We start from the raw sequence: 23,465 nt of genomic DNA, 5'->3' as shown, positions 1-23,465 counted from the left end.
CCGCACGGGGTACCGGCGATGGTCACGCTCGGCGAGTTCTCCCGCCTAGTCACCGCGATCCACGACGCGGCGGTCACCCCGGCGCAGTGGGTGAACGCGATGGACGAGGTGCGGCACTCCCTCAACGCGATCACCGGAGCCATGCTGATCGCCGAGGATGTCGGGCGCTCCGCCGAAAGGGCCAGCTTGCCGCCGGACGCCCACCGCACCTATCGCGAGTACTACCACCAGATCGACTATGTGCTCGAAGCCGTCGAACGCGGTCCGGTCGGGCACATCCACGGAGGTCGTCAACTCATCGACATCGACCCGAAGTCCGAGTTCAACAACGACTGGGTCGCCCCAAACCACATGGACGACGGTCTGTTCGTCCGGTTGACCGCCAGCGACCACCCGGCGTGCTTCATCCTCGCCGATCCGCGCCGCGACGAACCGTTCGTCACCACCGAACGCGCGGAACTCACCGCGGCCCTCATCCCCCACTTCCAACACGCCCTGCGCACCGAGAAACACCTCGAAGACCTCAAGCGCGACGCCGCCGATCTCGCCGGGGCCATCGACAGCATGCGTCAGGCCGTGCTCGTGGTGGGCGCGAACAGCATTGTGCTGCACTGCAATCTGGCCGGCGACGGGCTGCTGCACCAGGCCGACGGGCTCAAGGTGCGCGGCGGCAAGCTGTGCGCGTTGCGGCCCGATGTGGACTGTGCGCTGCAGCGCGCGGTGGCCGATGCGCTCGGGCACAACGAAACGGGCGCGCGCAGCGGCACCTCGGTGCTGTGCCCACGGCCCTCAGGCGGGCGCGCGTACGTCGCGCACGCATTCCCGTTTCCGAACCGGGACCACCACGGCGAAGGTGAGCCAAGGGCGCTGCTCGTGGTCGTCGACCCGGACAACCGACCACAGCCACCGAAGGCCATGCTGCGCAACCTGTTCGGGCTCACCAACGGCGAGGCCGACGTCGCGTTGCGGGTGGCCAACGGTCAGGGGCTGGCACCGATCTCCGAGGAACTGTCGGTGTCGGTCGCCACCGTGAAGACCCACCTGCAGCACGTCTTCGACAAGACCGACACCCACCGGCAGGCCGAACTGGTCCGCCTTCTCACCGCCCTGTTGCCGTGAGTGCCGCTTCAGCGGCCGCACCCGTGGCCGCCCGGCGGCGCTGACCGCGGATCACCCGCGCCACGAACGCCGGGTGCATCAACTGTGCGGGCGGGGCGAGCATCCCCACCACTCGGAGGAAGTCGCGGGTCACCAGGGCGTCGACCTCGGCGGCCCGCAGCACGCGGTCGGTGTAGAGATTCGTCATCCGCATCGACAACGACTGCCGCCCCGGCACCTCGGGCAGCGCGAGGTCGCTGCCGACCGCCGTCTGCCACGCCACCCGGATCGATTTGGCCGCGGTGCGGTGGAAGCGGTGCGGCAGATCGGCGTCGCCTGAGCGCAGGCAGTCTCCGAGCACCGTCGCCTCGATCGCCGCGATCGTCATGCCCTGCCCGTAGATCGGATTGAAACTGCACGCCGCGTCCCCGACCACCACGAATCCGTCGGGCATCCGCTTCATCTTGTCGTAGCGCCGCCAGCGGTTACTCGGATACTGGTGCACCGCCACCGGGCCCAGCGGTTCGGCCGCCCTGGCGGCGGCGAGCGCATAGGCGGGAGCGATACCCTCGCCGAAGTCGAGCAGTTCGGCAGCTGTGGTCGGTGGCCGGATCGCCCCCAGGGTTCCAGCGGCGATCAACCAGACGTCCCCCTCACAGCGGAACATGACGAATCCCCGCGGCCGTCCGGGTTCGAACATCCGAACGATCATGTTCTCCCGCAACCCCTCCTGCGGGAGACGCACCGGCATGCTCGCGTACGCGACTCTGATCGTCAGCTCCTCGACCTCCGGTCGTCCGTAGCCCAGTTCGGCGAGGAAGGCAGGTGTGCGCGAGCCGCGTCCCGACGCGTCGACGACCAGATCGGCCGCGAGTTGCGTTGAGGCATCCTCTTTTCCGCTGACCACCACGCCGGTGACCCGCGACCCCTCCGTCATCAAGGTGTCGACGTGGCGGCCGTCCAGGATCGTCACCTCGGGAAGCGCACGCACCCGGCGCCGCACGAGGTGTTCGAGCAGCGGCCGGCTCGAATAGTGCTGAACGAGGCTTTCGGGTTCGGGCATCCTGCCGGTGCGCAGGAGGTTATGGCCGCCGAAGCTGATGTCGAACCGCGACATGTCCCCGTCATCCCAGCGGTGTGCGCCCTCGGCGACCAGTTCGTCGAGGAAGCCCGGGAAGAGGTCATCGAGGATCACGGCGCAGCGGGCGAGCAGGGCGTGCGGCTGGCAGCCCTGCGGCACACCGCGACGGGCCACCGGTTCGTCGACCAGGGTGTCGCGTTCGATGACGGTGACCCTGTCGTAATGGTCGGTGAGAACGCGGGCCGCCAGCAGACCGGCCATACTCGCCCCGCAGACCACCGCATGCTGACCGATTCTCGGCATCGATCGCTCCTCCCTGATCGGCGTCAGGGTTCAACCCAACCATCAGCAAAGGGTTCCGCGCCTCAACCGAACGGTTGAGATCCTCTCGCGCAGCCGGAATGGTCGCGGGCGCTACAACCCGAGCAGATTCGGCAAATCGGCGACGGAATCGATGACGTGGTTCGGCTGCATCGCGAATTCGTCTGCGGCCCAACGGTCCAGGGTGTCCTGCCGGAACTTCCCGGTGCGCACCAGCACGCCGGTCATCCCGACCACCTGACCGGCCAGCACGTCGTTGTTCAAATCGTCACCGACCATGTACATCTCGTCAGGGTCGACGCCGAGGCGGCCCGCGGCGGCCAGGAACCCCTCGGGTGCGGGTTTGCCGACCGCGGTCGCCTTGCGGCCCGAGGTCTCCTCCATCCCGATCAGGTACATGCCGGTGTCGATCCGCAGACCGTGGTCGGTGGTCCACGACGTGCTGCGGTGCATCGCGACCACCGGAACACCCCGGGCCATCCAGTCGTAGACCCAACTGAGGGTGAGGTGGTCGTATTCGCGGCCCGCGCCGCCGAGCAGTACGACGTCCGGGGTCTCGGGAATGTGGTCCGGGCCGTACTCGCCGGAGTACACCAGGTCGACCCCGGTCATGTCCTCGCCGATGCGGCCGCTGTTGACGAGGAAGCAGCGGGCGCCGGGGTATCGGTCGCGGACGTATTCGGCGGTCAGCACCGCCGCGGTGATCACCTCGTCGGCGGTGACGTCCATTCCGGCGTCGGTGAGCAGGTCCGCGATCTGCGTGCGGGTCTTGGTGGTGGTGTTGGTCAGATACGACCGGGCGACCTGGTGGTCGGCGAGCACCCGCAACGTCTCGGCGGCGCCGTCGATGGGGCGCCACGACGTCACCAGCACACCATCGATGTCGAACAGGACTGCACCGATTGCCATGCGCCGACAGTAAACCGCCGGGTACGACGCGCAACTCGGACCCGGCTAACGCCGCGCCCACGGCAGTTCGGCCACCCACGGGGACGCCGCGGCGGCAACCGACCACGCCACGTCGGCGGGGACGTCGATGACCCGGTAGGCCTTGGTGCCCGCGGCGGTGGCGGCGATCAGCGTCGCCACCCCTGCGCGCCGCTGGAAGAACGTCTGCCGCACGGTCCATCCGATGATCCCGGGCCCGGCGATGCAGTCCCGGCGCCGTTCGAGGCTGCCCGCACCGGCGACCAGCCAGCCGTCGCCCGCCCGGTGCCCGAGCGAGCGCACCCGGTCGGCCGCCAGCAGCGCACAGCACACGGTCAGCACCACCCACACCGCCCACAGCCAGACCGGCGCCGCCGCCATGACCGACGCCACCACCAGCGCGACGGCCGCCACCGCGGGTACGGCCAGCGCCCTGGTCCACCGCCTCCGGGCCGCGGCGGGGCCGTGCGTGCGCAGCGGTCCGCTGACCTCGGCGTCGCGGCCGATCAGGTCGCGCAGCACAGCCCGCACCGTCGGCGCCGGGCACGGCGGCAACAGCAGCGACGCCTCGCCCGCACCGCCCACCCCGGTCATCACCGCATCGAGTCGCGCCCCGCCGAAGGCGCGTACGAGCAGCGGTTCCCGCAGAGTGCCGCCGCGCAACCGGCGCATGTCGTAGGTGTGTTCCTGCCGCCGGAGCAAACCGTACTCGAGGTGCAGGACGTCCGCGTCCCTGGCCAACAGGAGGTTGCCGTAGGTCAGCAGCGACCGCAGCACCGACAGCACCACCGACGCGATCAGCACGCCGAGCGCGGTCACGGCGAGGACGGCGGTCACCCCGAACCGCTCGGCCACCTCACGGCCGCCCGAGGACAGCTCCGAATTCCGCAGCAGCGCACCGGCCCCCGCCTGGTACAGCAGACCCGCCGCCGCCACGATCATCGCCAGCCCGGTGAAGCTCAGCGGGCTGTACCGCAGCCACGCCGGCTGCCACCGCGCCAGCACCCGCCCCCGCGCTGCCTGCTCCGCCACGGCGTTCGGCATGCCCGACAACAACTCCGCCCGCAGCCGCGGCACCTGTTCGGCCGGTACGGCGTCGAGCGCGAACGCGGTGTCCCCCTGCGCCGCCTGACCCGTGCTCACCCGCACCACGGTCAGCCCGAGCATCCGGTGCAGCAGCCGCGCCTCGGTCGACACCGAACGAATCCTGTTGCGCGGCAACGACAGCACGCGGCGCTGCAGGACCCCCGCACGCAGCTGCACCTCCTCGGCATCGATGCGGTAGGTGGTGGTGAACCAGCGCGCGACCCCCAGTGCGACCGTGGCGACCAGCGCGGCGACCGCCCACAGCGGGTTGCCCGTCGCCGAACCCACCACCACCGACCCGATGAGCACGGGCACCTGCCGCAGCACCTCGTGCACCGGGTGGACCAGCAGCATGCGCGGACTCAGCCGCTGCCACTGCATATCCGGTGCGGTCACGTCGCATCCTGTTCGCCGAGCGCCGCGATATCGGTCAGCTGCGCCACCACCTGTTCGGCCACCGCGGCGTCAAGGGCGACGATCCGCACCGCACCCGCCGACGACGCCGTCGTCACCGTCACGGTGGCCAGACCGAACAGCCGGTCCAGCGGCCCATGCAGCGTGTCGACGGTCTGCACCCGGGAGATCGGCGCGATCCGGCGTTCCTGCACCAGCCATCCGGTGCGGGTGTAGACCGCCTGCATGTCGATCGCCCAGCGGTGCACCCGATACCGCCACACCGGGACGACGCCGACGAACAGCGCGAGGCCGGCCACCGTGGCCACCGCCGCGGCGGCGTGCGCCCACCCCGGCCGCGGATCGACGGCCCACCACGCGATCTGCGCCACCGCGGCCACCAGCCAGGGCACCGCTGCCGAAACCGCCCACAGCAGGGGCGCCTTCGCGCTCGGACGGTTGGGCGGATCGGTCAGGATGACACTGTCCATGCTTCGAGCATGGCCCATCTCGGTAGGGTTTCTCCCATGACCACATGGACTGCGACCGACGTTCCCGACCAGGAGGGCCGTGTCGCGGTCATTACCGGCGCCAACACCGGGATCGGCTACGAGGCGGCCGCGGTACTGGCGGGCAAGGGCGCCCACGTGGTGCTCGCGGTGCGCAACACCGACAAGGGCCGTGCGGCGGCCGAACGCATCCGGGCCGCAACGCCGCACGCCGACGTGACGGTCCGCGAACTCGACCTGACGTCGCTGGACAGCATCCGCGCGGCATCCGACGAGCTGCGCGCCGACTATCCGCGCATCGACCTGCTCATCAACAACGCCGGGGTGATGATGACCCCCAAGGGCGTCACCAAGGACGGTTTCGAACTGCAGCTGGGCACCAACCACCTCGGCCACTTCGCGCTGACCGGACAGCTGCTCGACAACCTGCTGCCGGTCGAGGGTTCGCGGGTGGTGACGATCAGCAGCAACGCCCACAAGATGGGGCGGATCAACTTCGACGATCTGCAGTCCGAACGCGGCTACAGCCGGACCAACGCCTACGGCCAGGCCAAACTCGCCAACCTGCTGTTCACCTATGAACTCGACCGCAGGCTCACGGCCAAGGGTGCGCCCACCATCGCCGTCGCCGCCCATCCCGGCACCTCGAGTACGGAGCTGACCCGCAATCTGTGGCCGGTGGCGCGGATGCCCATCGAACTGGTGTGGGGGCTGATCTCGCAGTCGCCCGAGATGGGGGCGCTGCCGACGCTGCGCGCGGCGACCGATCCGGCGGTGCGCGGCGGCCAGTACTACGGCCCCAGCGGCGTCGGCGAACAGCGCGGGCACCCCAAACTCGTGGGCTCGTCCGGCCGTTCGCGCGACGAGGCCGTCGCGCGCCGGCTCTGGACGGTGTCCGAGGAACTCACCGGCGTCACGTTCCCGGTGTAGCGATGCGGACCGTCGAAGAGCACCAGCGGGTGGTCGCCGGGCTGATCGAACGCCGCCCGGCCGTCCGGCTGCCGATCGCCGACACCCTCGGGCTGACGTTGGCCGAGGACATCGTCGCGCCGCTGTCGCTGCCGGGTTTCGACAACTCCGCGATGGACGGCTACGCCGTCGTCGCCGAGGACGTCGCGGACGCGACCGCCGACCGGCCGGTGCTGCTGCCGGTCGCCGAGGACATCCCCGCCGGGCGCACCGATCCGCTGGTGCTGCACCCGGGGACGGCGCACCGCATCATGACCGGCGCACCGCTGCCCCGCGGCGCGACCGCCGTCGTCCCGGTGGAGGCGACGAACGCGGCCATCGACACCGTCGAGATCCGCGCCGCCGTACGGCCCGGCCAACATGTCCGGACCGCCGGGGAGGACGTCACCGCGGGCACCACGGTGCTGCGCGCGGGCGTCACGCTGACCCCGGCGGCGCTGGGTCTGGCGGCCGCGCTCGGACTCGGTGAGCTCTCGGTGGTGCCCCGGCTGCGGGTGCTGGTCATGTCGACGGGCACCGAACTCGTCGCCCCCGGCACGCCGCTGCAGCCCGGGCAGATCTACGAGTCCAACGCCGTGATGCTGGCCGCCGCGGTGCGCGAGGCCGGCGGTGAGGTCGTCGCCTCCCCGATGTGCGGGGACGACGTCGGCCTGTTCCGGGCGGCGCTGGACCGACACGCCGGGACGGCCGATCTGATCATCACCACCGGCGGGGTGAGCGCCGGTGCGTACGAGGTCGTCAAGGACACCCTCGGCGGCTCCGGTGAGGTCGAATTCGCCAAGGTCGCCATGCAACCCGGCATGCCGCAGGGCGCGGGGCGCGTGGGCGGGACGCCGGTGGTCACGCTGCCCGGGAACCCGGTCAGCGCGCTGGTCTCGTTCGAGGTGTTCCTGCGGGCGCCGCTGCGCGCCGCGATGGGTGTCCCGACACCGCAGCGGCCGCGCCGCAGCGCCGTGCTCACCGAGAACCTCACCTCGCCGCGCGGTAAGCGCCAGTTCCGCCGCGGGGTGTTCGACGCGACCACCGACGAGGTGATGAGCTACGGCCCGCCGGCCTCGCATCACCTGCGCTGGCTGGCGTCGGCGAACTGTCTCCTCGAGATCGCCGAGGACGTCACCGAGCTGCCTGCCGGGACGCGACTCGACGTCTGGGACCTCGGCTAGCTCGTCCGCACGTAGAATCCAGCCGATGGCCAGACGCCCCCGCACCGACGACCTGCAATCCGGCCCAGAGCGGTTCATGGCGCTGGTGAAGACCACCGTGCCGCCGGTGCACCCGGCCGGGCTGCCGTTCATCGGCGCCGGGCTGGCACTCGCCGCCGCCGGCCGCCGCAACCGCTGGGTACGTGGCGCGGGGCTACTCGCCGCAGGCGCCAACGCCGCGTTCTTCCGGCATCCGCCCCGCGTGCCACCGGTGCGGCCGGGCGTCGTGGTGGCCCCCGCCGACGGGCTGATCTGCCTGGTCGAGGAGGCCGTACCGCCCGCCGAACTCGGCCTGCCCGCGCGGCCGGTGCCTCGGGTCAGCATCTTCTTGTCGATCTTCGACGCGCACGTCCAGCGCATCCCGATCAGCGGTGAGGTGGTGGCCGTCGAGCACCGCCCCGGACTGTTCGGGTCGGCCGAACTGGCCGCCGCCAGCGAGGACAACGAGCGCAACAGCGTGGTCATCCGCACCCCGTCGGGCGCCGAGGTGATCGCCGTGCAGATCGCGGGACTGGTCGCGCGCCGCATCGTGTGCGAACTGAGCGCCGGCGACAAGGTGACGATCGGCGACACCTACGGGTTGATCCGCTACGGCTCGCGGCTGGACACCTACCTGCCCGAGGGCACCGAGATCAAAGTGCTGCCGGGGCAGCGCGCGGTCGGGGGCGAGACGATCCTCGCGGAGCTGTCGTGATCCAGCCCCGCATCCGCCGAAGCGTCGTCAGCCTGCGCCTGCTGCCGAGCGCGATGACCGTCGCGGCGATCTGCCTGGGCCTGTCCTCGGTCAAGTTCGCGCTCGACGACCGGCCGACCGAGGCGATGGCGTTCCTCGCGATCGCCGCGATCCTCGACGCCCTCGACGGCCGCACCGCCCGCATGCTCAATGCCACCTCGAAGATGGGCGAGGAGATCGACTCGCTCGCCGACGCCGTGAACTTCGGTGTCGCGCCGGCGTTCATCGTCTACGGCACATTGCTGTCGCAATCGCGGATCGGCTGGATCGTGGTGCTGCTCTACGCGGTGTGCATCGTGCTGCGGCTGGCCCGGTTCAATGCCATGCTCGCCGAGGACCTGCCCGCCTACACCAAGGAGTTCTTCGTCGGGATGCCCGCGCCCGCGGGCGCGATCGGGGCGATCGGCCCGCTGGCGGCGAAGATGCAGTTCGGCGAGGGCTGGTGGACCTCGGAGATCGCGGTCGTCGTCTGGATGATCGGCGTCTCGCTGCTGGTGGTCAGCACGATCCCGATGCGCAAGATCCACACGTTCTCGGTGTCGCCGAACATGGTCGCGCCCCTGCTGGCGCTGCTGGCGATCGGCGTGGCCGCCTCGATCCTCTACGGCTACATGGTGATCCTGCTGATCATCCTGGCCTACGTGCTGCACATCCCGTTCGCGGTGCGGACCAACCGCTGGCTGGCCGCCCACCCGGAGACGTGGGAGGACAAACCGCGCCAGCGCCGGGCGATCCGCCGCGCCACCCGACGCGAAGTCCGCCAGATCCGGCGCACCCAGCCGCACCGCCGCTCGGTCGCGCGGCTGGGGCTGCGCAAACCCGGCAGGTGACATGACCGAAGCCGACGTGTACGCCGACGAACCCAACCTGAGCCATCTGCGGCTCACCGCGCGGCTGAACACGTCCGCGCTGGACGCCAGGCGCGGGGTGGTGCGGCTGCATCCCGAGGTCATCGCCGCACTCGGCATCCGCGAGTGGGATGCGGTGTCGCTCGTCGGCTCCCGCACCACCGCCGCCGTCGTCGGCACCGCCCCGCCGGGCACCCCGACCGGCACCGCGCTGCTCGACGACGTGACGCTGTCCAACGCGGGGCTGCGGGAGAACAGCACGGTCCTCGTGGCGCCGGTAACCGTCTACGGGGCGCGGTCGGTGACGGTGTCGGGGTCCAGGCTGGCCACCAACTCGATCTCCCCGGCGACACTGCGGCAGGCGCTGCTGGGCAAGGTGATGTCCGTCGGGGACACGGTGTCGCTGCTCCCCCGCGACCTCGGTCCCGGCACGTCGACATCCGCGGCGACCACCGCGCTGGCGTCGTCGGTCGGGATCACCTGGACCTCCGAACTGCTCACCGTCACCGGCGTCGACCCCAGCGGAACCGTGAGCGTGCAACCCAATTCGTCGGTCACCTGGGGGGACGGGCCAGTGCCCGGGCCCATGGAAAGCTCAGACGCGACGGTGAGCGCACCGATCGGGGAGGCCACCGTCACCCCACCGTCGACCGAACGGCCCGCGATCACGTTCGACGACCTCAAGGGCAGTCACACCCAGGCCGGCCGGCTCACCGAATGGCTCAAGCTCTCGCTCGACGAACCGTCGTTGCTCGAAAAACTCGGCGCCACGGCCAATCTCGGTGTTCTGGTGTCGGGTCCCGCCGGGGTCGGCAAAGCCACCCTGGTCCGGACGGTCTGCGCGCAGCGCAGGCTCGTCGAACTCGACGGTCCGGAGGTGGGCGCCCTGCACGCCGAGGACCGGTTGAGGAGGGTGTCGGCGGCGGTCTCGACGGTGCGCGACGGCGGCGGCGTGCTGCTCATCACCGACATCGACGCGCTGCTGCCCGCGACCGCCGAACCGGTCGGCACGCTGATCCTCACCGAACTGCGCACGGCGGTCGCCACTCCCGGTGTTGCGTTCGTCGCGACGTCGGCCCGGCCCGACAACATCGATGCCCGGCTGCGCGAACCCGACCTCTGCGATCGCGAACTCGGGTTGAGCCTGCCCGACGGCGCCACCCGCAAGGCACTACTGGAGGTGCTGCTGCGCGACGTTCCCGCCGACGATCTGCAACTCGACGAAATCGCCGGGCGCACACCGGGTTTTGTGGTCGCCGATCTGTGCGCACTGATCCGTGAGGCGGCGCTGCGCGCGGCGGCGCGGGCCAGCGCCGACGGCGCACCCCCGAAGCTCACCCAGGCCGATCTCACCGGCGCGCTGACCGTGATCCGCCCACTGTCCCGGTCGGCCACCGAGGAGGTCTCGGTGGGCTCGGTGACGCTCGAGGACGTCGGCGACATGGCCGCGACCAAACAGGCGCTGACCGAGACGGTGCTGTGGCCACTGCAACACCCCGACACCTTCGAACGGCTCGGCATCGAACCCCCGCGCGGTGTGCTGCTGTACGGCCCGCCGGGCTGCGGGAAGACGTTCGTGGTGCGCGCACTGGCGAGTTCGGGGCGGCTGTCGGTGCACGCCGTCAAGGGCGCCGAGCTGATGGACAAGTGGGTCGGCGCATCGGAGAAGGCGGTGCGTGAACTGTTCCGGCGCGCTCGTGACTCGGCGCCGTCGCTGGTGTTCCTCGACGAGATCGACGCGCTGGCCCCCCGGCGCGGGCAGAGCACCGACTCCGGCGTGACCGACCGGGTCGTCGCGTCGCTGCTGACCGAACTCGACGGCATCGAACCCATGCGCAACGTCGTGGTGCTCGGGGCCACCAACCGGCCCGACCTCATCGACCCCGCACTGCTGCGGCCCGGCCGGCTCGAGCGGCAGGTGTTCGTCGAACCGCCGGACGCCGAGGCGCGCCGCGAGATCCTGCGCACAGCAGGCAAATCGGTGCCGCTGGCGGACGACGTCGACCTCGACGCGCTGGCCGCCGGACTCGACGGCTACAGCGCCGCCGACTGTGTGGCCCTGCTGCGCGAGGCGGCGATGACGGCGATGCGGCGCTCGATCGACGCCGCGGACGTCACCGCCGCCGACGTGGAGGCCGCCCGGCAGGCGGTGCGTCCGTCGCTGGATCCGATGCAGGTCGACGCGCTGCGCGCCTTCGCCGATAAATCTTGACAGTGCCTAGTTGCGGTGGGACAGTCGAGACATCGAACTAGCCACTGCCTAGATCACTCGGGAGGCACGATGACCGTCCCCATCGCGGTCCGCGTCGGCGACGACGACCGCACCCGCACCGCGACCCTGCTCGGCCTCGCGCTGACCCAGGGCTACCTCGACCTACCCGCCTACGAACAGCGCATGGAGTCGGCGTACACCGCTCAGACCACCACCGAACTGCAGGCGCTGACCGCGGATCTCCCGGTCGCGACCCTGCGGCGCAACGATCCCGCACGGCAGGCGCAACGCCGCCGCGCCGCCCGCCGCAGCGTGCAGTGGCATCTGGCCGGCTACCTGACCATGGTCGTCATCGTGCTGACGGTGTGGCTGGCCGTCGGACTGACCGCAGGGTCCTGGTACTTCTGGCCGGTCTGGCCGATCCTCGGCGCGGGACTCGGCCTGCTGGGCCATGCCGTCCCGATGCGCTACGTCGGCGGATCGGTATGCGGGAGGCTCACGGCTCGATCAGCCCCGCCCGGATGGCGTATCGGGTGAGCGCCAGGCGGTCCCGCAGGCCCAGCTTGGCCAGGATGTTGGCCCGGTGCCGGTCGACGGTCTTGGCGCTGATGCTCAGCGTGCCCGCGATCTCCCGCGTCGAATAACCCTCGGCGATCAGCTTGAGCACCTCCTCCTCGCGCGGCGTGAGGATCGTCTCGGGCAACTCGTCGCCACTGCGCGCCCGGTGCAGGTACTCGCGGATCAGCGCGGTGACCGCCCCGGCGTAGAGGAACGGTTCCCCGCGCAGCGTGGCCCGGCACGCCGCCAGCAGATCGCGGTCGGCGACGGATTTGAGCACGTATCCCGACGCCCCGGCCTTGAGCGCCTCGAAGAAGTACTGCTCGTTGTCGTGCATCGACAGGATCAGGATCCGCACGTTCGGATGCATGCGGCTGATCTCGCGGGCGGCCTGCAGCCCGGTCATCCGCGGCATCGCGATGTCGAGGATCGCCAGTTCGGCCGGGGTGCCCTCGAGCGCCTCCAGCGCCTCGTGCCCGTCGGCGGCCTCGGCCACCACCTGCAGATCGGGTTCGGCGTCGATGATCAGCCGCAGTCCGCTGCGCACCAGCGCATGGTCGTCGGCCAGCAGGATCCGGGCGGGAGTCATGACCCCTCCCGGTAGGGGATCGTCAACCGCACTTCGGTGCCCTCCCCCGGCGGCGACGCGATCGCCAGCACGGCGTCGACCAGCAGTGCACGTTCGCGCATCCCGCTGATCCCCGCACCCTCCCCGGCCGCACCCGCACCGCCCTTACCGTCGTCGGCGATGCGCAGCGTCACCTGATCCCCTGCGACGTGCAGGTCGACCCACACCTTGCCCGCCTCGGCGTGGCGGGCGATGTTGGTCAGGGACTCCTGGGCGACGCGGTAGCAGACCAGTTCGACGTCGGGGGCCAGCCGGGCGGTCGGCAGCGCGACGTGTTTGACCACCGGCAGCCCGGTGGCCTGCGCGAAATCGCTGCACAGCGCGTTGATCGCGCTCTGCAGCCCCAGATCCTCGAGCGCGTCGGGCCGCAGCCGGCGCGCGATGTCGCGCACCTCGTCGAGGCTCGCCCGCACGGTCTCCTGGGTGAGCTCCAACTCGCCGCGGATCTCGGCGGGCGCCCGGTCCACCGCACGTTTGAGCGTCAGCAGCGCGACCGTCAGCGTCTGCCCGATCTCGTCGTGCAACTCCCTGGCGATGCGCTGCCGTTCGTTCTCCTGCGCGGCCAGGGCGGACGCACTGGCCGTGGTCCGCTCGGTCTCCAACCGGTCGAGCATCCTGTTGAACGACTCGATCACCTCCTGCAGGTCACCGCTGCCCCGGCCGTCGACGCGGTCGCTGCGCCGCGGCGGGTCGACCCGCCGCATCGAGGCGGCGAGGCGGTCCAGCGGGGCGAGGCTCGAACGCAGCAGGAAAGCGTTGGTGGCCAACATGATCGCCAACCCGACGAGCAGGACCGGGATCTCGGTGAGCCGGATGCGCGAGGACACCGTGGCGGGTGACAGGGCCAGGATCAGGGTTCCGAGCGTGAAGATGAGGCCGTTGATCAGGAAGACCCGGCGAAACAGTGCGGCCGCGGGGGTGCGCGCCCGATTCATACCAACAGCGTGGCGTTCCCATCGGCCGATGTCCATACACGCCGCCACCCCCGCGAAATGGGTGTCAGCCCCGATGGTGCCGGGCCCCTTCGGCGTGAACGCTGGAGATGACCTGCAAGGAGCTGCGATGCACATCGATCGGACGACGGTGCCCGGCAGCGGGACGCTGCACCACATCGTCACCCGCGGTGGCATTCGGCTGGCCGTTCTGGTCGGCCGTGACGGCGACCGTCAGGTGTTCGTCTACGACGACGCGAAGGACGAACCCGCGACGGAGGTCTTGCTCGCTCCTGACGAAGCCGACGGGCTGGCCGAGATCCTGCACAGCCGACCGATCGCCGATCGGGTCCGGACGCTGGAACGTCGGGTCGACGCATTGATCGGAGAACGGGGATCATGACGGTAACGGCAGCCACCCGATGGAATGAAATCGCCATGCAAGCACATGAGATCGCGGTGTCGCCCCCGACCGTCCGCATGGACGACCCGGTGTCCAAGGCGGTGCAGCTGATGGTCGTCAACCGGTTGCCGGGCCTCGTCGTCGTCGACGACGCCGGCCGCCCGGTCGCGGTGCTGCCCGGCACCCAGGTGCTGCGGCTGACCATCCCCGAGACCTACCGCGACGATCCGGCCCTGGTCCGCACCGTCGACGAGATCCACGCCGACCTGTTCTGGCACGGGCCGGGACGTCTCACCGTCGGCGACTGCCTGCCCACGCCCGTCGCCAAGCCCGCGACCGTGGCACCCGACGCCACCCTGCTCGAGGTCGCGACCGTGATGGCGACCAAGCGCAGCCCGCTCATCGCGATCGTCGACAGCGCCGGCCGCCTGACCGGTGCGGTGACCCTCGAACGGTTGCTGACCAGTCTGGCTGTCGCGGGTCCGGGCGACTGACCCTGAGCCCGGCGAGCACGTGTCAGCAGCTCCGACCGTGATGTCCTCGCTGGCCCCGCTGCTCGCCCTGGCGATCTTCGTCGTCGCCTTCTTCTTCATCGCCACCGAACGGGCGGACAAGGTCAAGACCGTGCTGGTCGCCGCCGGGCTGATGGCGCTGCTCGGGCTGATCCCCGGCGAGCAGGTGTTCTACTCCGAACACGAGGGCATCGACTGGAACGTCATCTTCCTGCTGCTCGGGATGATGGTCATCGTCGGCGTCGTCAAGCAGACCGGCCTGTTCGACTTCCTGGCGATCTGGGCCGCCAAACGCTCACGCGGTAGCCCGTACCGGCTGATGGTCATGCTGATGTTGATCACCGCGCTCGCGTCGCCGGTGCTCGACAACGTCACGATCATCCTGTTGATCGCACCGGTCACGCTGGTCATCTGCGACCGGCTGCGGATCGCGCCGCAGCCGTACCTGATCGCCGAGGTGCTGGCGTCGAACATCGGCGGTGCGGCCACCCTGATCGGCGACCCGCCCAACATCATCATCGGCAGCCGGGCCGGCCTGACGTTCAACGACTTCCTCATCCACATGGCGCCGATCGTGGCGCTGATCTTCATCTTGTTCGTGGTCTTCACGCGGTTCCTCTTCCGCAAAGACCTGCGCGACGGGGCCATGCACACCGACGAGGTGATGGCCCTGCAGGAGCGCCGGGCCATCAAGGACACCAGGCTGCTGGTCCGGTCGCTGCTCGTGCTGAACGTCGTCATCGTCGGGTTCGCGCTGCACTCGGTGCTGCACGTGGCCCCGTCGGTGGTGGCGTTGCTCGGGGCGGGCGCGATGCTGCTCGTCACCGACATCGACGTGGCCGAGGTGCTGCCCGAGGTGGAGTGGCCGACGCTGGTGTTCTTCATGGGCCTGTTCGTGATGGTGGCCGGGCTGACCCACACCGGGGTGATCGGCGCGCTGGGGTCGGTGGCCGAGTCGGCGTTCGGGGACAACTGGTTGGGTGCGGCGACGGCACTGCTGTTCGGCTCGTCGATCTTCGGGGCGTTCGTCGACAACATCCCCTACACCGCGACCATGACGCCGGTCGTCGAGTCGATGGTGGGTCAGACCCCCGACCCCGTCACCGGTCAGGCGCTGTGGTGGGCCTTCGCGCTGGGCGCCTGCTTCAGCGGTAACGGCACCGCGATCGCGGCCAGTGCGAACGTGGTCGCCATCGGCATCGCCGCCAGGGCCGGGCATCCGATCAGTTTCTGGCGGTTCACCCGCTACGGAATCCTCGTTACGCTGCTCAGCACGGCGCTGGCCTGGGTGTACGTGTGGCTGCGGTACTTCTGAACGGGGCGGTCCGCAGTGGGCCGCCGACGCCGTCGGTGGCCCACGTAGAATGGATACAATCCAAAGCAGCTACGGCTGACACCCCGACCCCAATCAAGATCGGAGTGCCATGCTGGCCATCCTCTGTGCCCACGCGGTCGCAACCGCGTTGGCGCCCCTCTTGGTGGCCAGATGGGGTCGCATCGCCTTCTATCCGCTGGCGCTCGTCCCGCTGGTCTCCCTGGTCTGGGTCGGGCTGAACTGGCCGCAACCCGGGACCGCCACGACCGTGAACCTGGTCTGGCTGCCCGAGTTGTCGATGGACATCACGCTGCGGTTCGACACGCTCGCGGCGATCATGAGCGTCCTGGTGCTCGCGATCGGCGCGCTGGTCCTCTTCTACTGCGGGACGTACTTCCACCACCGCGACGGTCGCATCGAGAACCGGTTGCCCAGCTTCGCCGCCGAGATGGTCGCCTTCGCCGGCGCCATGTTCGGCCTGGTCGTCAGCGACAACACGCTGATCCTCTACGTGTTCTGGGAAACCACGACGGTGCTGTCGTTTCTGCTGGTCGGCCACTACGCCGAACGCGCCACCAGCCGCCGCGCCGCCACCCAGGCGCTGCTGGTCACGACCTTCGGCGGGCTGGCGATGCTGGTCGGCATCATCATCCTCGGCAACCTGGCCGGCACGTACCTGCTGTCCGAACTGGTCGCCGCACCGCCGACCGGGGTCGCGGCCGCGGTGGGCGTGGCGTTGATCCTGGTCGGCGCGCTGTCCAAATCGGCCCTGGTCCCGCTGCACTTCTGGCTCCCCGGGGCGATGGCCGCGCCCACCCCCGTCAGCGCGTACCTGCACGCCGCGGCGATGGTGAAAGCCGGCGTCTACCTGGTCGCGCGGATGACCCCGGGGTTCGCGGACTCCCCAGTGTGGCGGCCGATGATCATCGTCCTCGGCCTGGCCACGATGCTGATGGCCGGCTGGCGTGCGGTCCGCGAATACGACCTCAAGCTGATCCTCGCGTTCGGCACGGTCAGCCAGCTCGGGCTCATCACGATCATGGTGGGCACCGGCGGCAAGGACATGATGCTGGCCGGGCTGGCCATGCTCGTCGCACACGCGATGTTCAAGGCGTCGCTGTTCATGGTCGTCGGCGTCATCGACCACTCCACCGGCACCCGCGACATCCGGCGCCTGGCCTGGCTCGGTGACCGGCAGAAACCGCTGCTGATCATCGCCGTCGGCGCCGCGGCGAGCATGGCAGCGCTGCCGCCGTTCCTCGGCTTCATCGCCAAGGAGGCCGACTTCGAGACCGTGTTGCACAGTGAGGCTCTCGGCCCCTTCGCACCGTGGGTACTGGCCGGCATCGCGCTCGGCTCGGTGTTCACGACCATCTACAGCCTCCGGTTCCTGTGGGGTGCGTTCAGCCGCAAGGGCCAGAGCGAGCCGAGCGTCCGCGTCCGCGAGATGCACCGGCCCTCGGTCGCATTCCTCACCGCACCCGCCGTCCTCGCCGCGACCGGCCTGCTCGCGGGGCTGTGGCCCGCACCGCTGGACAAGGTGCTGCACGACTACGCCGACACCGTGCCCGGCGGGGAGGACTACCACCTGGCGCTGTGGCACGGCGTGAACCTGCCGCTGCTGCTGTCGGTGGTGGTGATCGGCACCGGTATCGCCGCGTTCTTCGAGCGGTCCCGGCTGCGCCGCGCGCGGGTGGCCTACCTGCCGCTGGGCAACGCCGACCATGTGTACGACGCGCTGATCCGCTGGCTGGACCTGGTGTCGGTGCGGCTCACCGCGACCACGCAGCGCGGCTCCATCCCGGCCACCCAGTCGGTGATCCTCTGCACGCTGGTGGTGCTGCCCGCGGCGACGCTGGCGCTCGGCGCGCGGGACCGGCCGGAGTTCGCGCCGTGGGATTCGTCGTGGCAGGTCGTGATCGGGCTGCTCATGCTCTCCGCCGCGCTCGGCGCCGCGGTGATGCGTAACCGACTGGCCGCCGTGCTGCTCATCGGCGTTACCGGCTACGGCTGCGGGGCGATCTTCGCGCTGCACGGTGCGCCCGACCTGGCGCTGACCCAGTTCCTCGTCGAGACGCTGGTGCTGGTGATCTTCGTGCTGGTACTGCGCACGCTGCCCGCCGAGGCGGAGAAGGCCCACATCAACCACAAGCGGCTGCCGCGCGCGGTGCTGTCGCTGGCCGTCGGCGTCACGGTGACGTCGCTCGCGGTGTACGCGATGGCGGCCCGCAGCCGCGCGGGTATCGCGGAACTGCTCCCCGACGCGGCGTACTACCGCGGCCACGGCTCGAACACCGTCAACGTGCTGCTGGTCGACATCCGCGCCTGGGACACCATGGGCGAGATCTCGGTGCTGCTCGTCGCCGCGACCGGCGTCGCGTCGCTGGTGTTCCGCAACCGCCGCTTCGGCATCGCCCCGCGCGTCGCCGATGCCGGCCAGCCCGACATCGGACGCATCGGCAACTTCACCAACAGCCCGGCCGCCGGTGACATCACATGGCTGCGGGGCAGCGAACTGCGCGACCCGCGGCACCGGTCGCTGATCCTGGAGGTGGCGACCCGCGTCATCTTCCCGCTCATCATGGTGCTGTCGGCGTACTTCTTCTTCGCCGGCCACAACACCCCCGGCGGTGGGTTCGCCGGCGGGTTGACGGCCGGGCTGGCGCTGGTGCTGCGCTACCTCGCCGGTGGCCGGTACGAACTCGGTGAGACGCTGCCACTGGATGCGGGCAAGATCCTCGGCGTCGGCCTCTTCCTGTCCGCGGGCACCGCGGTGACCTCACTGTTCTTCGGGGCGCCCGCACTGTCCTCGGCCGTTTTCGAATTCGACCTGCCGCTGCTCGGCACCGTCAAACTCGTGACCGCATTGTTCTTCGATCTAGGGGTGTATCTGATCGTCGTCGGCCTGGTCCTCGATGTACTGCGCAGCCTCGGCGCCCGGGTCGACGTGGAGCTGTCCCAGCCCCCGCGTTCGGGTCGGTCGGCGGCGAAGGTGGGTGCGCGATGACCACCTATCTCGTCCCCCTCATCCTCATCGGCGGGCTCACCAGCGTCGGGGTGTACCTGCTGCTGGAGCGCAACCTGACCCGAATGCTGTTGGGGCTGTTGCTGATCGGCAACGCCATCAACCTGCTCATCCTCACGGTGGCGGGCCCGTCGGGTAACCCCCCGGTCCGCGGCCGCACCAGCGCCGGGGAGACGACGACCGCGGATCCGTTGGCCCAAGGCATGATCCTCACCGCGATCGTCATCAGCATGGGCATCGCCGCGTTCGTCCTCGCCCTGACCTACCGGTCCTACCGCCTGACCACCGTGGAGGAGGTCGGCGACGACCCCGAGGACGCGCGGGTGTCGGAGATGGCCACCAAGGAGTCCGTCGCCCTCGACGAGGACCGGCCGGCCGAGGCGGATCCCACGCGGGACACCGATCTGCCCGACGAACTCGACGCACTTCCCGGCCGGGAGGGCTCCCGGTGACGCTGGGCGCGGTGCTCACGCCACTGCCGGTGCTCATCCCCACGATCGCCGCGGCGCTGACCCTGTTCGCCGGTCGCCGGGCCGTGCTGCAACGGGTGATCGCGCAGGCGGCACTCGTCGCCGTCGTCGCGGTGTGCGGCGTGCTGGTCTACCTGACCGACCGCAACGGCACCATGGCCGTCCACGTCGGCGGGTGGAGTCAGAGCATCCCCGGGATGGGTCCGCTCGGCATCACGCTCGTCGTCGACCGGTTGTCGGCGCTGATGCTCATGGTCTCGTCGATCGTGTTGCTGGCGGTGGTCGCTTACGCCATCGGGCAGGGCATCCGGGACGGCGACGAACGTCAGCCGGTGTCGATCTTCCTGCCCACCTACCTGGTGCTGTCGGCCGGTGTGTGCACGGCGTTCCTCGCCGGTGACCTGTTCAACCTGTACGTCGGGTTCGAGGTGCTGCTGTCCGCGAGCTTCGTGCTGCTGACCATCGGGGCCAGCGCCGAACGGGTGCGCGCGGGCATCTCGTACGTGATGGTTTCGATGGTGTCGTCGCTGATCTTCCTGCTCGGCATCGGGTTGGTGTACGCCGCGACCGGCACGCTCAACATGGCCGAGCTGGCCGTACGCCTCGACGACGTCTCCGACGGCACCCGGATGGCGTTGTTCGCGGTGCTGCTGGTCGCGTTCGGCATCAAGGCCGCGGTGTTCCCGCTGTCCACCTGGCTGCCCGACTCCTACCCCACCGCACCCGCACCGGTGACCGCGGTGTTCGCCGGCCTGCTGACCAAGGTCGGTGTGTACGCGATCATCCGCGCCCACTCGCTGCTGTTCCCGGGCGGCGGGATGGACCAGGTGCTGCTGTGGGCGGCGCTGCTGACGATGATCGTCGGCATCCTCGGCGCGATCGCGCAGAGCGACATCAAGCGTCTGCTGTCGTTCACGCTCGTCAGCCACATCGGCTACATGGTGTTCGGGATCGCGCTGTCCAGCGACCTCGGGATGGCGGGCGCCATCTACTACGTGGCCCACCACATCGTCGTCCAGACCACGCTGTTCCTGGTGGTGGGTCTGATCGAACGGCAGGCCGGAGCGTCGACGATGAACCGGCTGGGCGGCCTGGCCGCCGCCAGTCCGTTGCTGGCGTTCGTGTTCGTCGTCCCGGCACTGAATCTCGGTGGCATCCCGCCGTTCTCGGGCTTCATCGGCAAGGTCGCGCTGCTCGAGGCCGGTGCGGCCAACGACACCCCGCTGGCCTGGGTGCTGGTGGGTGGCGGTGTGGTGACGAGCCTGCTGACGCTGTACGTGGTGGCCCGGGTGTGGACGAAGGCGTTCTGGCGGTCGCGGGAGGACGCGCCGGAGGGGCACCTGGCGTCGACCGCGCCCGCGGCGTTGCTCGACGACACCGAGGAGTCCGACGACATCCAGTTCGTGGACCGCGATCACGTGGGCCGGATGCCGGCGGGCATGGTGATGCCGACGGGCGTGCTGATCGCGGTAGGCCTGGCACTGACCGTCGCCGCGGGACCGATCTTCGCCTACAGCGGGCGGGCGGCAGACGAGATCATCCACCGCGACACCTACATCACCGCGGTAGTGGGTGAGCGGCCATGAAGGTAGTCGACGCGATGAAATGGTCGCCGCGGCGACTGGCCCTGCGCGCATGGATCCTGGTCTGGCTGACGTTGGTGTGGATCCTGTTGTGGGGCACGCTGTCTGCGGCCAACATCCTCAGCGGTCTGGCCGTCGCCCTGTTGGTCACGCTGCTGCTGCCGCTGCCCCCGGTGCCGGTCGAGGGCCGGGTGCACCTGTTGTCGCTGCTCCGCCTGATCGCCACCGTGGCGTACTACCTGCTGGTGTCGTCGGTGCAGGTGGCGTGGTTGGCGATCAAACCGGGCCCGCCGCCGCTGACCGCCGTGCTGCGGGCGCACTTCGCGGTGAAGTCGGATCTGGTGCTGGCGCTGGCGGTGAACATCGTGAACCTGACGCCGGGCACCATCGCGCTCGAGATCGACCAGTCGCGGCGCATGGTCTACGTCCACGTCATCGACGTCGGTTCGGAACGGACGTTGAGCCGGTTCTACCGTCAGATCGGGCAATTCGAGCGGTTGTTGATCGCGGCATTCGAACGCGACGTCGACTGGCAACCGTCGAGCGATGAGGAGGCCGACCCCGCATGAATACCGTGTGGATCATCGCGGGCGTGATGCTGAGCATGGCCGCGGCCGCGACGATGTTCCGTCTGCTGTCGGGCCCGAGCACGCTCGACCGGCTCGTCGCGCTGGACACCCTGGTGGCGGTGACCATGTGCGCGATCGGCACGTGGGCGGCGTACAGCCTCAACACCACCGTCACCTACAGCCTGACGGCCCTGGCGTTGATCAGCTTCGTGGGGTCGGTCAGCGTCGCCCGTTTCCGCGTGCCCGACGTGAAGTCCACCAAGAGGCGGAGAACGCCGTGACCGTCTTCGACATCATCGCCAGCGTGCTGGTGCTGGGCGGTTCGACGCTGGCGCTGACCGCCGCGATCGGCATCGTCCGGTTCCCGGACACCCTGTCGCGGATGCACGCCGCGACCAAGCCCCAGGTGCTCGGTCTGCTGCTGGTGCTCGCCGGCGCGGGGCTGCGGCTGCGCGGCAACGCCGACGTCGGAATGCTCATCCTCGCCGGGCTTTTCACGGTCATCACCGCCCCGGTGATCGCCAACCGCGTCGGGTCGCTGGCCTACCGCGAGCAGAACATCCGGGACGACCTGCTGACCAGGGACGAAATGCTTGAAACGACCGCGGATGGGGAACCCCGCGGCCATGACGACCCCTGACGGCATCGTGAGCGCACTGGCCGTCGCGCAGGCCAGGCAGAGTGAGTCCCACGCTGACTGTCCCCTGTTCAACGATCCCTACGCGCAGGTGTTCATCGACGCGGCCGTGAGCCGGGGTTGTCAGCTCCCACTGGTCGAGGGGTCCCGGGAGATGGACAGCCTCGCAAACTACGCCTCGTCGCGCACGAAGTTCTTCGACGAGTACTTCATCGCCGCCGGTGCCCACGGGGTCGAGCAGATGGTGATCCTCGCGGCCGGGCTGGATGCGCGGGCGTGGCGGCTGCCGTGGGTGAACGGCACGACCGTGTTCGAGATCGACCACCCGGGTGTCTTGACGTTCAAGCACGAGGCGCTGCAGCAGCACGGGGACAGTCCGACGGTGTCGCGCTATGTGCCGGTGCCGGCCGACCTTTACGACGGCGGCTGGCCAGATGCGTTGCAGGACGCGGGATTCGATACTTCTGAGCCGACAGCGTGGGCGGTCGAGGGGCTGCTTCCTTATGTCCCCGACGGGCCGCACCTGCTGTTCGACCGTATTCACGAGCTGAGCCCGCCCGGTAGCCGGTTGGCCGTCGAAGTGCTCGGGACCGCGGTGGCGGACTGGTTGACCGCGCGCGACTGGCAGGTCACCACGCTCAGCGCTCAGGATCTGATGACACGGTACGGGCGCTGCGGTCATCACGGCGACACCGATATCGGCGCGGGCACGGTGTTCATCACCGCCAAACGCATGCGCTGACTCGTCGCTCCCATTGTTGGCACCTCGCCGCCCCCACTCCGTGACAAGTTATCCCCAGCGGCGAATTCATCCACAGGCGTGGGGTTTTCGGCGGGTGGGACGGCGCTCTTGTCGGGGTGTTCCGGAGAGTCATTGGTATGTGCGATGGTTCGTTGCCCGAGATCGGGGACATGCGGGGGCTCAGCGATGCTGCGCTGATCGCCGCTGTCGCCGGATGGGCTCGCACCGAGTCGGCGGCCGCCGCGCACAAGATGGCCGCGATGGCCGAGATGTTCCGCCGCCGCACCGGTTGCGAGACGGCCACCGATCGCAACCGCTGGTTCGTCGATCCGGAGGCCAGCGCGGTCAGTGAGATTGCCGCGGCGCAGAACATCACCGAAGCGCTGGCGATGTTCCAGACCCACCGGGCGGTCGCTCTCAACGACCGGCTGCCCCAGGTCGCCGCCCTGTTCGCGGAGGGGTTGATCAACGATCTGCTGGTCCGCGCGGTCGTGGACCGCACGTCGTTGATCAAAGACCCGGCGTTGATGGCCGCCGTCGATGCCGAACTGGCCGCCCAGATCACCCGGTGGGGTGCGCTGTCGGCGAACAAGACCAAAGCGGCCATCGACGCGATCGTGGAGAAACACGATCCCGGGGCGCGCAAGCGGGTCAAAGACTCCGGCAAAGAGCGCGACGTGCAGTTCGGGTTCATCTCCGACCCGGCCGGGTT

The 23,465-nt window shown here is 69.9% G+C and carries 24 protein-coding genes; 18 read left to right on the top strand and 6 right to left on the bottom strand.

Features of this window, described 5'->3' with window-relative positions; all coding sequences use genetic code 11:
* Positions 1-18: 18 nt before the first annotated feature.
* Entirely contained in the window at positions 19-1,119 is a 1,101-nt protein-coding gene (locus AU194_RS22880) for a helix-turn-helix transcriptional regulator (RefSeq protein ID WP_059091559.1), read from the top strand.
* On the opposite strand, the gene AU194_RS22875 is transcribed toward AU194_RS22880, so the two are convergent.
* From AU194_RS22875 to AU194_RS22860, 4 genes are all read right to left on the bottom strand, one after another.
* Entirely contained in the window at positions 1,100-2,482 is a 1,383-nt protein-coding gene (locus AU194_RS22875; RefSeq protein ID WP_059091558.1) for an NAD(P)/FAD-dependent oxidoreductase, read from the bottom strand. The two genes, AU194_RS22880 and AU194_RS22875, sit on opposite strands and share 20 nt — an antisense overlap.
* Before the next feature lie 111 nt (positions 2,483-2,593).
* The gene (locus AU194_RS22870) at positions 2,594-3,409 is read right to left on the bottom strand and encodes an HAD-IIA family hydrolase (RefSeq protein WP_059091557.1); all 816 of its coding nucleotides are present in this window, start codon (positions 3,407-3,409) and stop codon (positions 2,594-2,596) included.
* Positions 3,410-3,454: 45 nt separating this feature from the next.
* Entirely contained in the window at positions 3,455-4,894 is a 1,440-nt protein-coding gene (locus AU194_RS22865; RefSeq protein ID WP_059091579.1) for a PH domain-containing protein, read from the bottom strand.
* Between the two features lie 11 nt (positions 4,895-4,905).
* Positions 4,906-5,415, bottom strand: coding sequence for a PH domain-containing protein (locus AU194_RS22860; RefSeq protein WP_059091578.1), 510 nt, complete (start codon positions 5,413-5,415; stop codon positions 4,906-4,908).
* 18 nt (positions 5,416-5,433) lie between these two features.
* On the opposite strand from AU194_RS22860, the gene AU194_RS22855 reads away from it, so the two are divergent.
* From AU194_RS22855 to AU194_RS22830, 6 genes are all read left to right on the top strand, one after another.
* Positions 5,434-6,345 (top strand): SDR family NAD(P)-dependent oxidoreductase, encoded by a 912-nt coding sequence (locus AU194_RS22855; protein WP_197417717.1) that lies wholly within the window; start codon positions 5,434-5,436, stop codon positions 6,343-6,345.
* A gap of 2 nt (positions 6,346-6,347) precedes the next feature.
* Positions 6,348-7,547: a gephyrin-like molybdotransferase Glp gene (gene glp, locus AU194_RS22850; protein ID WP_059091555.1), complete on the top strand. Its 1,200-nt coding sequence runs from the start codon at positions 6,348-6,350 to the stop codon at positions 7,545-7,547.
* 25 nt (positions 7,548-7,572) lie between these two features.
* Entirely contained in the window at positions 7,573-8,280 is a 708-nt protein-coding gene (locus AU194_RS22845; RefSeq protein ID WP_059091554.1) for a phosphatidylserine decarboxylase, read from the top strand.
* Positions 8,277-9,149: a CDP-diacylglycerol--serine O-phosphatidyltransferase gene (pssA, locus tag AU194_RS22840; RefSeq protein WP_059091553.1), complete on the top strand. Its 873-nt coding sequence runs from the start codon at positions 8,277-8,279 to the stop codon at positions 9,147-9,149. The genes AU194_RS22845 and pssA overlap by 4 nt, the downstream gene beginning before the upstream one ends.
* Before the next feature lies 1 nt (position 9,150).
* Positions 9,151-11,379, top strand: a complete 2,229-nt coding sequence (locus tag AU194_RS22835; RefSeq protein ID WP_059091552.1) for an AAA family ATPase — start codon at positions 9,151-9,153, stop codon at positions 11,377-11,379.
* A gap of 69 nt (positions 11,380-11,448) precedes the next feature.
* Positions 11,449-11,916 (top strand): DUF1707 domain-containing protein, encoded by a 468-nt coding sequence (locus AU194_RS22830; protein WP_059091551.1) that lies wholly within the window; start codon positions 11,449-11,451, stop codon positions 11,914-11,916.
* Here the strand turns inward: AU194_RS22830 and AU194_RS22825 are convergent.
* Positions 11,876-12,526, bottom strand: a complete 651-nt coding sequence (locus tag AU194_RS22825) for a response regulator transcription factor (protein ID WP_059091550.1) — start codon at positions 12,524-12,526, stop codon at positions 11,876-11,878. The genes AU194_RS22830 and AU194_RS22825 overlap by 41 nt on opposite strands.
* On the bottom strand, positions 12,523-13,500 hold the full coding sequence (locus AU194_RS22820) for a histidine kinase (RefSeq protein WP_059091549.1): 978 nt from the start codon (positions 13,498-13,500) through the stop codon (positions 12,523-12,525). The genes AU194_RS22825 and AU194_RS22820 overlap by 4 nt, the downstream gene beginning before the upstream one ends.
* Positions 13,501-13,627: 127 nt before the next feature.
* On the opposite strand from AU194_RS22820, the gene AU194_RS22815 reads away from it, so the two are divergent.
* The 11 genes from AU194_RS22815 to AU194_RS22765 all read left to right on the top strand — a co-directional run.
* On the top strand, positions 13,628-13,900 hold the full coding sequence (locus AU194_RS22815) for a hypothetical protein (RefSeq protein WP_059091548.1): 273 nt from the start codon (positions 13,628-13,630) through the stop codon (positions 13,898-13,900).
* A 35-nt stretch (positions 13,901-13,935) separates the two neighbouring features.
* Positions 13,936-14,394, top strand: a complete 459-nt coding sequence (locus tag AU194_RS22810; RefSeq protein WP_059091547.1) for a CBS domain-containing protein — start codon at positions 13,936-13,938, stop codon at positions 14,392-14,394.
* A gap of 40 nt (positions 14,395-14,434) precedes the next feature.
* Positions 14,435-15,727: an SLC13 family permease gene (locus AU194_RS22805; RefSeq protein WP_157576446.1), complete on the top strand. Its 1,293-nt coding sequence runs from the start codon at positions 14,435-14,437 to the stop codon at positions 15,725-15,727.
* A gap of 109 nt (positions 15,728-15,836) precedes the next feature.
* Complete coding sequence (locus AU194_RS22800) at positions 15,837-18,734, top strand: Na+/H+ antiporter subunit A (RefSeq protein ID WP_059091545.1); 2,898 nt, start codon at positions 15,837-15,839, stop codon at positions 18,732-18,734.
* The gene (locus AU194_RS22795) at positions 18,731-19,204 is read left to right on the top strand and encodes a Na(+)/H(+) antiporter subunit C (RefSeq protein ID WP_059091544.1); all 474 of its coding nucleotides are present in this window, start codon (positions 18,731-18,733) and stop codon (positions 19,202-19,204) included. The genes AU194_RS22800 and AU194_RS22795 overlap by 4 nt, the downstream gene beginning before the upstream one ends.
* On the top strand, positions 19,201-20,808 hold the full coding sequence (locus AU194_RS22790) for a Na+/H+ antiporter subunit D (RefSeq protein WP_059091543.1): 1,608 nt from the start codon (positions 19,201-19,203) through the stop codon (positions 20,806-20,808). The genes AU194_RS22795 and AU194_RS22790 overlap by 4 nt, the downstream gene beginning before the upstream one ends.
* Complete coding sequence (locus AU194_RS22785) at positions 20,805-21,374, top strand: Na+/H+ antiporter subunit E (RefSeq protein WP_059091542.1); 570 nt, start codon at positions 20,805-20,807, stop codon at positions 21,372-21,374. Before AU194_RS22790 ends, AU194_RS22785 begins: the two co-directional genes overlap by 4 nt.
* On the top strand, positions 21,371-21,655 hold the full coding sequence (locus AU194_RS22780; RefSeq protein WP_059091541.1) for a monovalent cation/H+ antiporter complex subunit F: 285 nt from the start codon (positions 21,371-21,373) through the stop codon (positions 21,653-21,655). The genes AU194_RS22785 and AU194_RS22780 overlap by 4 nt, the downstream gene beginning before the upstream one ends.
* A complete protein-coding gene (gene mnhG, locus AU194_RS22775) occupies positions 21,652-22,014 on the top strand; it encodes a monovalent cation/H(+) antiporter subunit G (protein ID WP_059091540.1) in 363 nt (120 codons plus the stop codon). The genes AU194_RS22780 and mnhG overlap by 4 nt, the downstream gene beginning before the upstream one ends.
* Positions 22,001-22,753, top strand: coding sequence for an SAM-dependent methyltransferase (locus AU194_RS22770; RefSeq protein ID WP_059091539.1), 753 nt, complete (start codon positions 22,001-22,003; stop codon positions 22,751-22,753). The genes mnhG and AU194_RS22770 overlap by 14 nt, the downstream gene beginning before the upstream one ends.
* Positions 22,754-22,890: 137 nt before the next feature.
* On the top strand, positions 22,891-23,465 hold a 575-nt coding region (locus AU194_RS22765; RefSeq protein ID WP_157576439.1), incomplete at its 3' end, for a DUF222 domain-containing protein.

The organism is Mycobacterium sp. GA-2829 (genome assembly GCF_001499965.1).
Lineage (GTDB): Bacteria > Actinomycetota > Actinomycetes > Mycobacteriales > Mycobacteriaceae > Mycobacterium.
The sequence above is the reverse complement of the archived record's forward strand: the minus strand, read 5'-3'. Positions and strand labels throughout refer to the sequence as shown.

Excerpts from the sequence above, each read along its gene's own strand:
- AU194_RS22835 (WP_059091552.1), top strand. The coding sequence starts at position 9,151 with ATGACCGAAGCCGACGTGTACGCCGACGAACCCAACCTGAGCCATCTG.
- AU194_RS22770 (WP_059091539.1), top strand. The coding sequence starts at position 22,001 with ATGACGACCCCTGACGGCATCGTGAGCGCACTGGCCGTCGCGCAGGCC.
- AU194_RS22820 (WP_059091549.1), bottom strand. The coding sequence starts at position 13,500 with ATGAATCGGGCGCGCACCCCCGCGGCCGCACTGTTTCGCCGGGTCTTC.
- AU194_RS22860 (WP_059091578.1), bottom strand. The coding sequence starts at position 5,415 with ATGGGCCATGCTCGAAGCATGGACAGTGTCATCCTGACCGATCCGCCC.
- AU194_RS22875 (WP_059091558.1), bottom strand. The coding sequence starts at position 2,482 with ATGCCGAGAATCGGTCAGCATGCGGTGGTCTGCGGGGCGAGTATGGCC.
- AU194_RS22785 (WP_059091542.1), top strand. The coding sequence starts at position 20,805 with ATGAAGGTAGTCGACGCGATGAAATGGTCGCCGCGGCGACTGGCCCTG.
- AU194_RS22845 (WP_059091554.1), top strand. The coding sequence starts at position 7,573 with ATGGCCAGACGCCCCCGCACCGACGACCTGCAATCCGGCCCAGAGCGG.
- AU194_RS22865 (WP_059091579.1), bottom strand. The coding sequence starts at position 4,894 with ATGCAGTGGCAGCGGCTGAGTCCGCGCATGCTGCTGGTCCACCCGGTG.
- AU194_RS22870 (WP_059091557.1), bottom strand. The coding sequence starts at position 3,409 with ATGGCAATCGGTGCAGTCCTGTTCGACATCGATGGTGTGCTGGTGACG.
- AU194_RS22830 (WP_059091551.1), top strand. The coding sequence starts at position 11,449 with ATGACCGTCCCCATCGCGGTCCGCGTCGGCGACGACGACCGCACCCGC.
- AU194_RS22880 (WP_059091559.1), top strand. The coding sequence starts at position 19 with ATGGTCACGCTCGGCGAGTTCTCCCGCCTAGTCACCGCGATCCACGAC.
- AU194_RS22810 (WP_059091547.1), top strand. The coding sequence starts at position 13,936 with ATGCAAGCACATGAGATCGCGGTGTCGCCCCCGACCGTCCGCATGGAC.
- glp (WP_059091555.1), top strand. The coding sequence starts at position 6,348 with ATGCGGACCGTCGAAGAGCACCAGCGGGTGGTCGCCGGGCTGATCGAA.
- AU194_RS22825 (WP_059091550.1), bottom strand. The coding sequence starts at position 12,526 with ATGACTCCCGCCCGGATCCTGCTGGCCGACGACCATGCGCTGGTGCGC.
- AU194_RS22815 (WP_059091548.1), top strand. The coding sequence starts at position 13,628 with ATGCACATCGATCGGACGACGGTGCCCGGCAGCGGGACGCTGCACCAC.
- AU194_RS22780 (WP_059091541.1), top strand. The coding sequence starts at position 21,371 with ATGAATACCGTGTGGATCATCGCGGGCGTGATGCTGAGCATGGCCGCG.
- AU194_RS22800 (WP_059091545.1), top strand. The coding sequence starts at position 15,837 with ATGCTGGCCATCCTCTGTGCCCACGCGGTCGCAACCGCGTTGGCGCCC.
- AU194_RS22805 (WP_157576446.1), top strand. The coding sequence starts at position 14,435 with ATGTCCTCGCTGGCCCCGCTGCTCGCCCTGGCGATCTTCGTCGTCGCC.
- AU194_RS22855 (WP_197417717.1), top strand. The coding sequence starts at position 5,434 with ATGACCACATGGACTGCGACCGACGTTCCCGACCAGGAGGGCCGTGTC.
- AU194_RS22795 (WP_059091544.1), top strand. The coding sequence starts at position 18,731 with ATGACCACCTATCTCGTCCCCCTCATCCTCATCGGCGGGCTCACCAGC.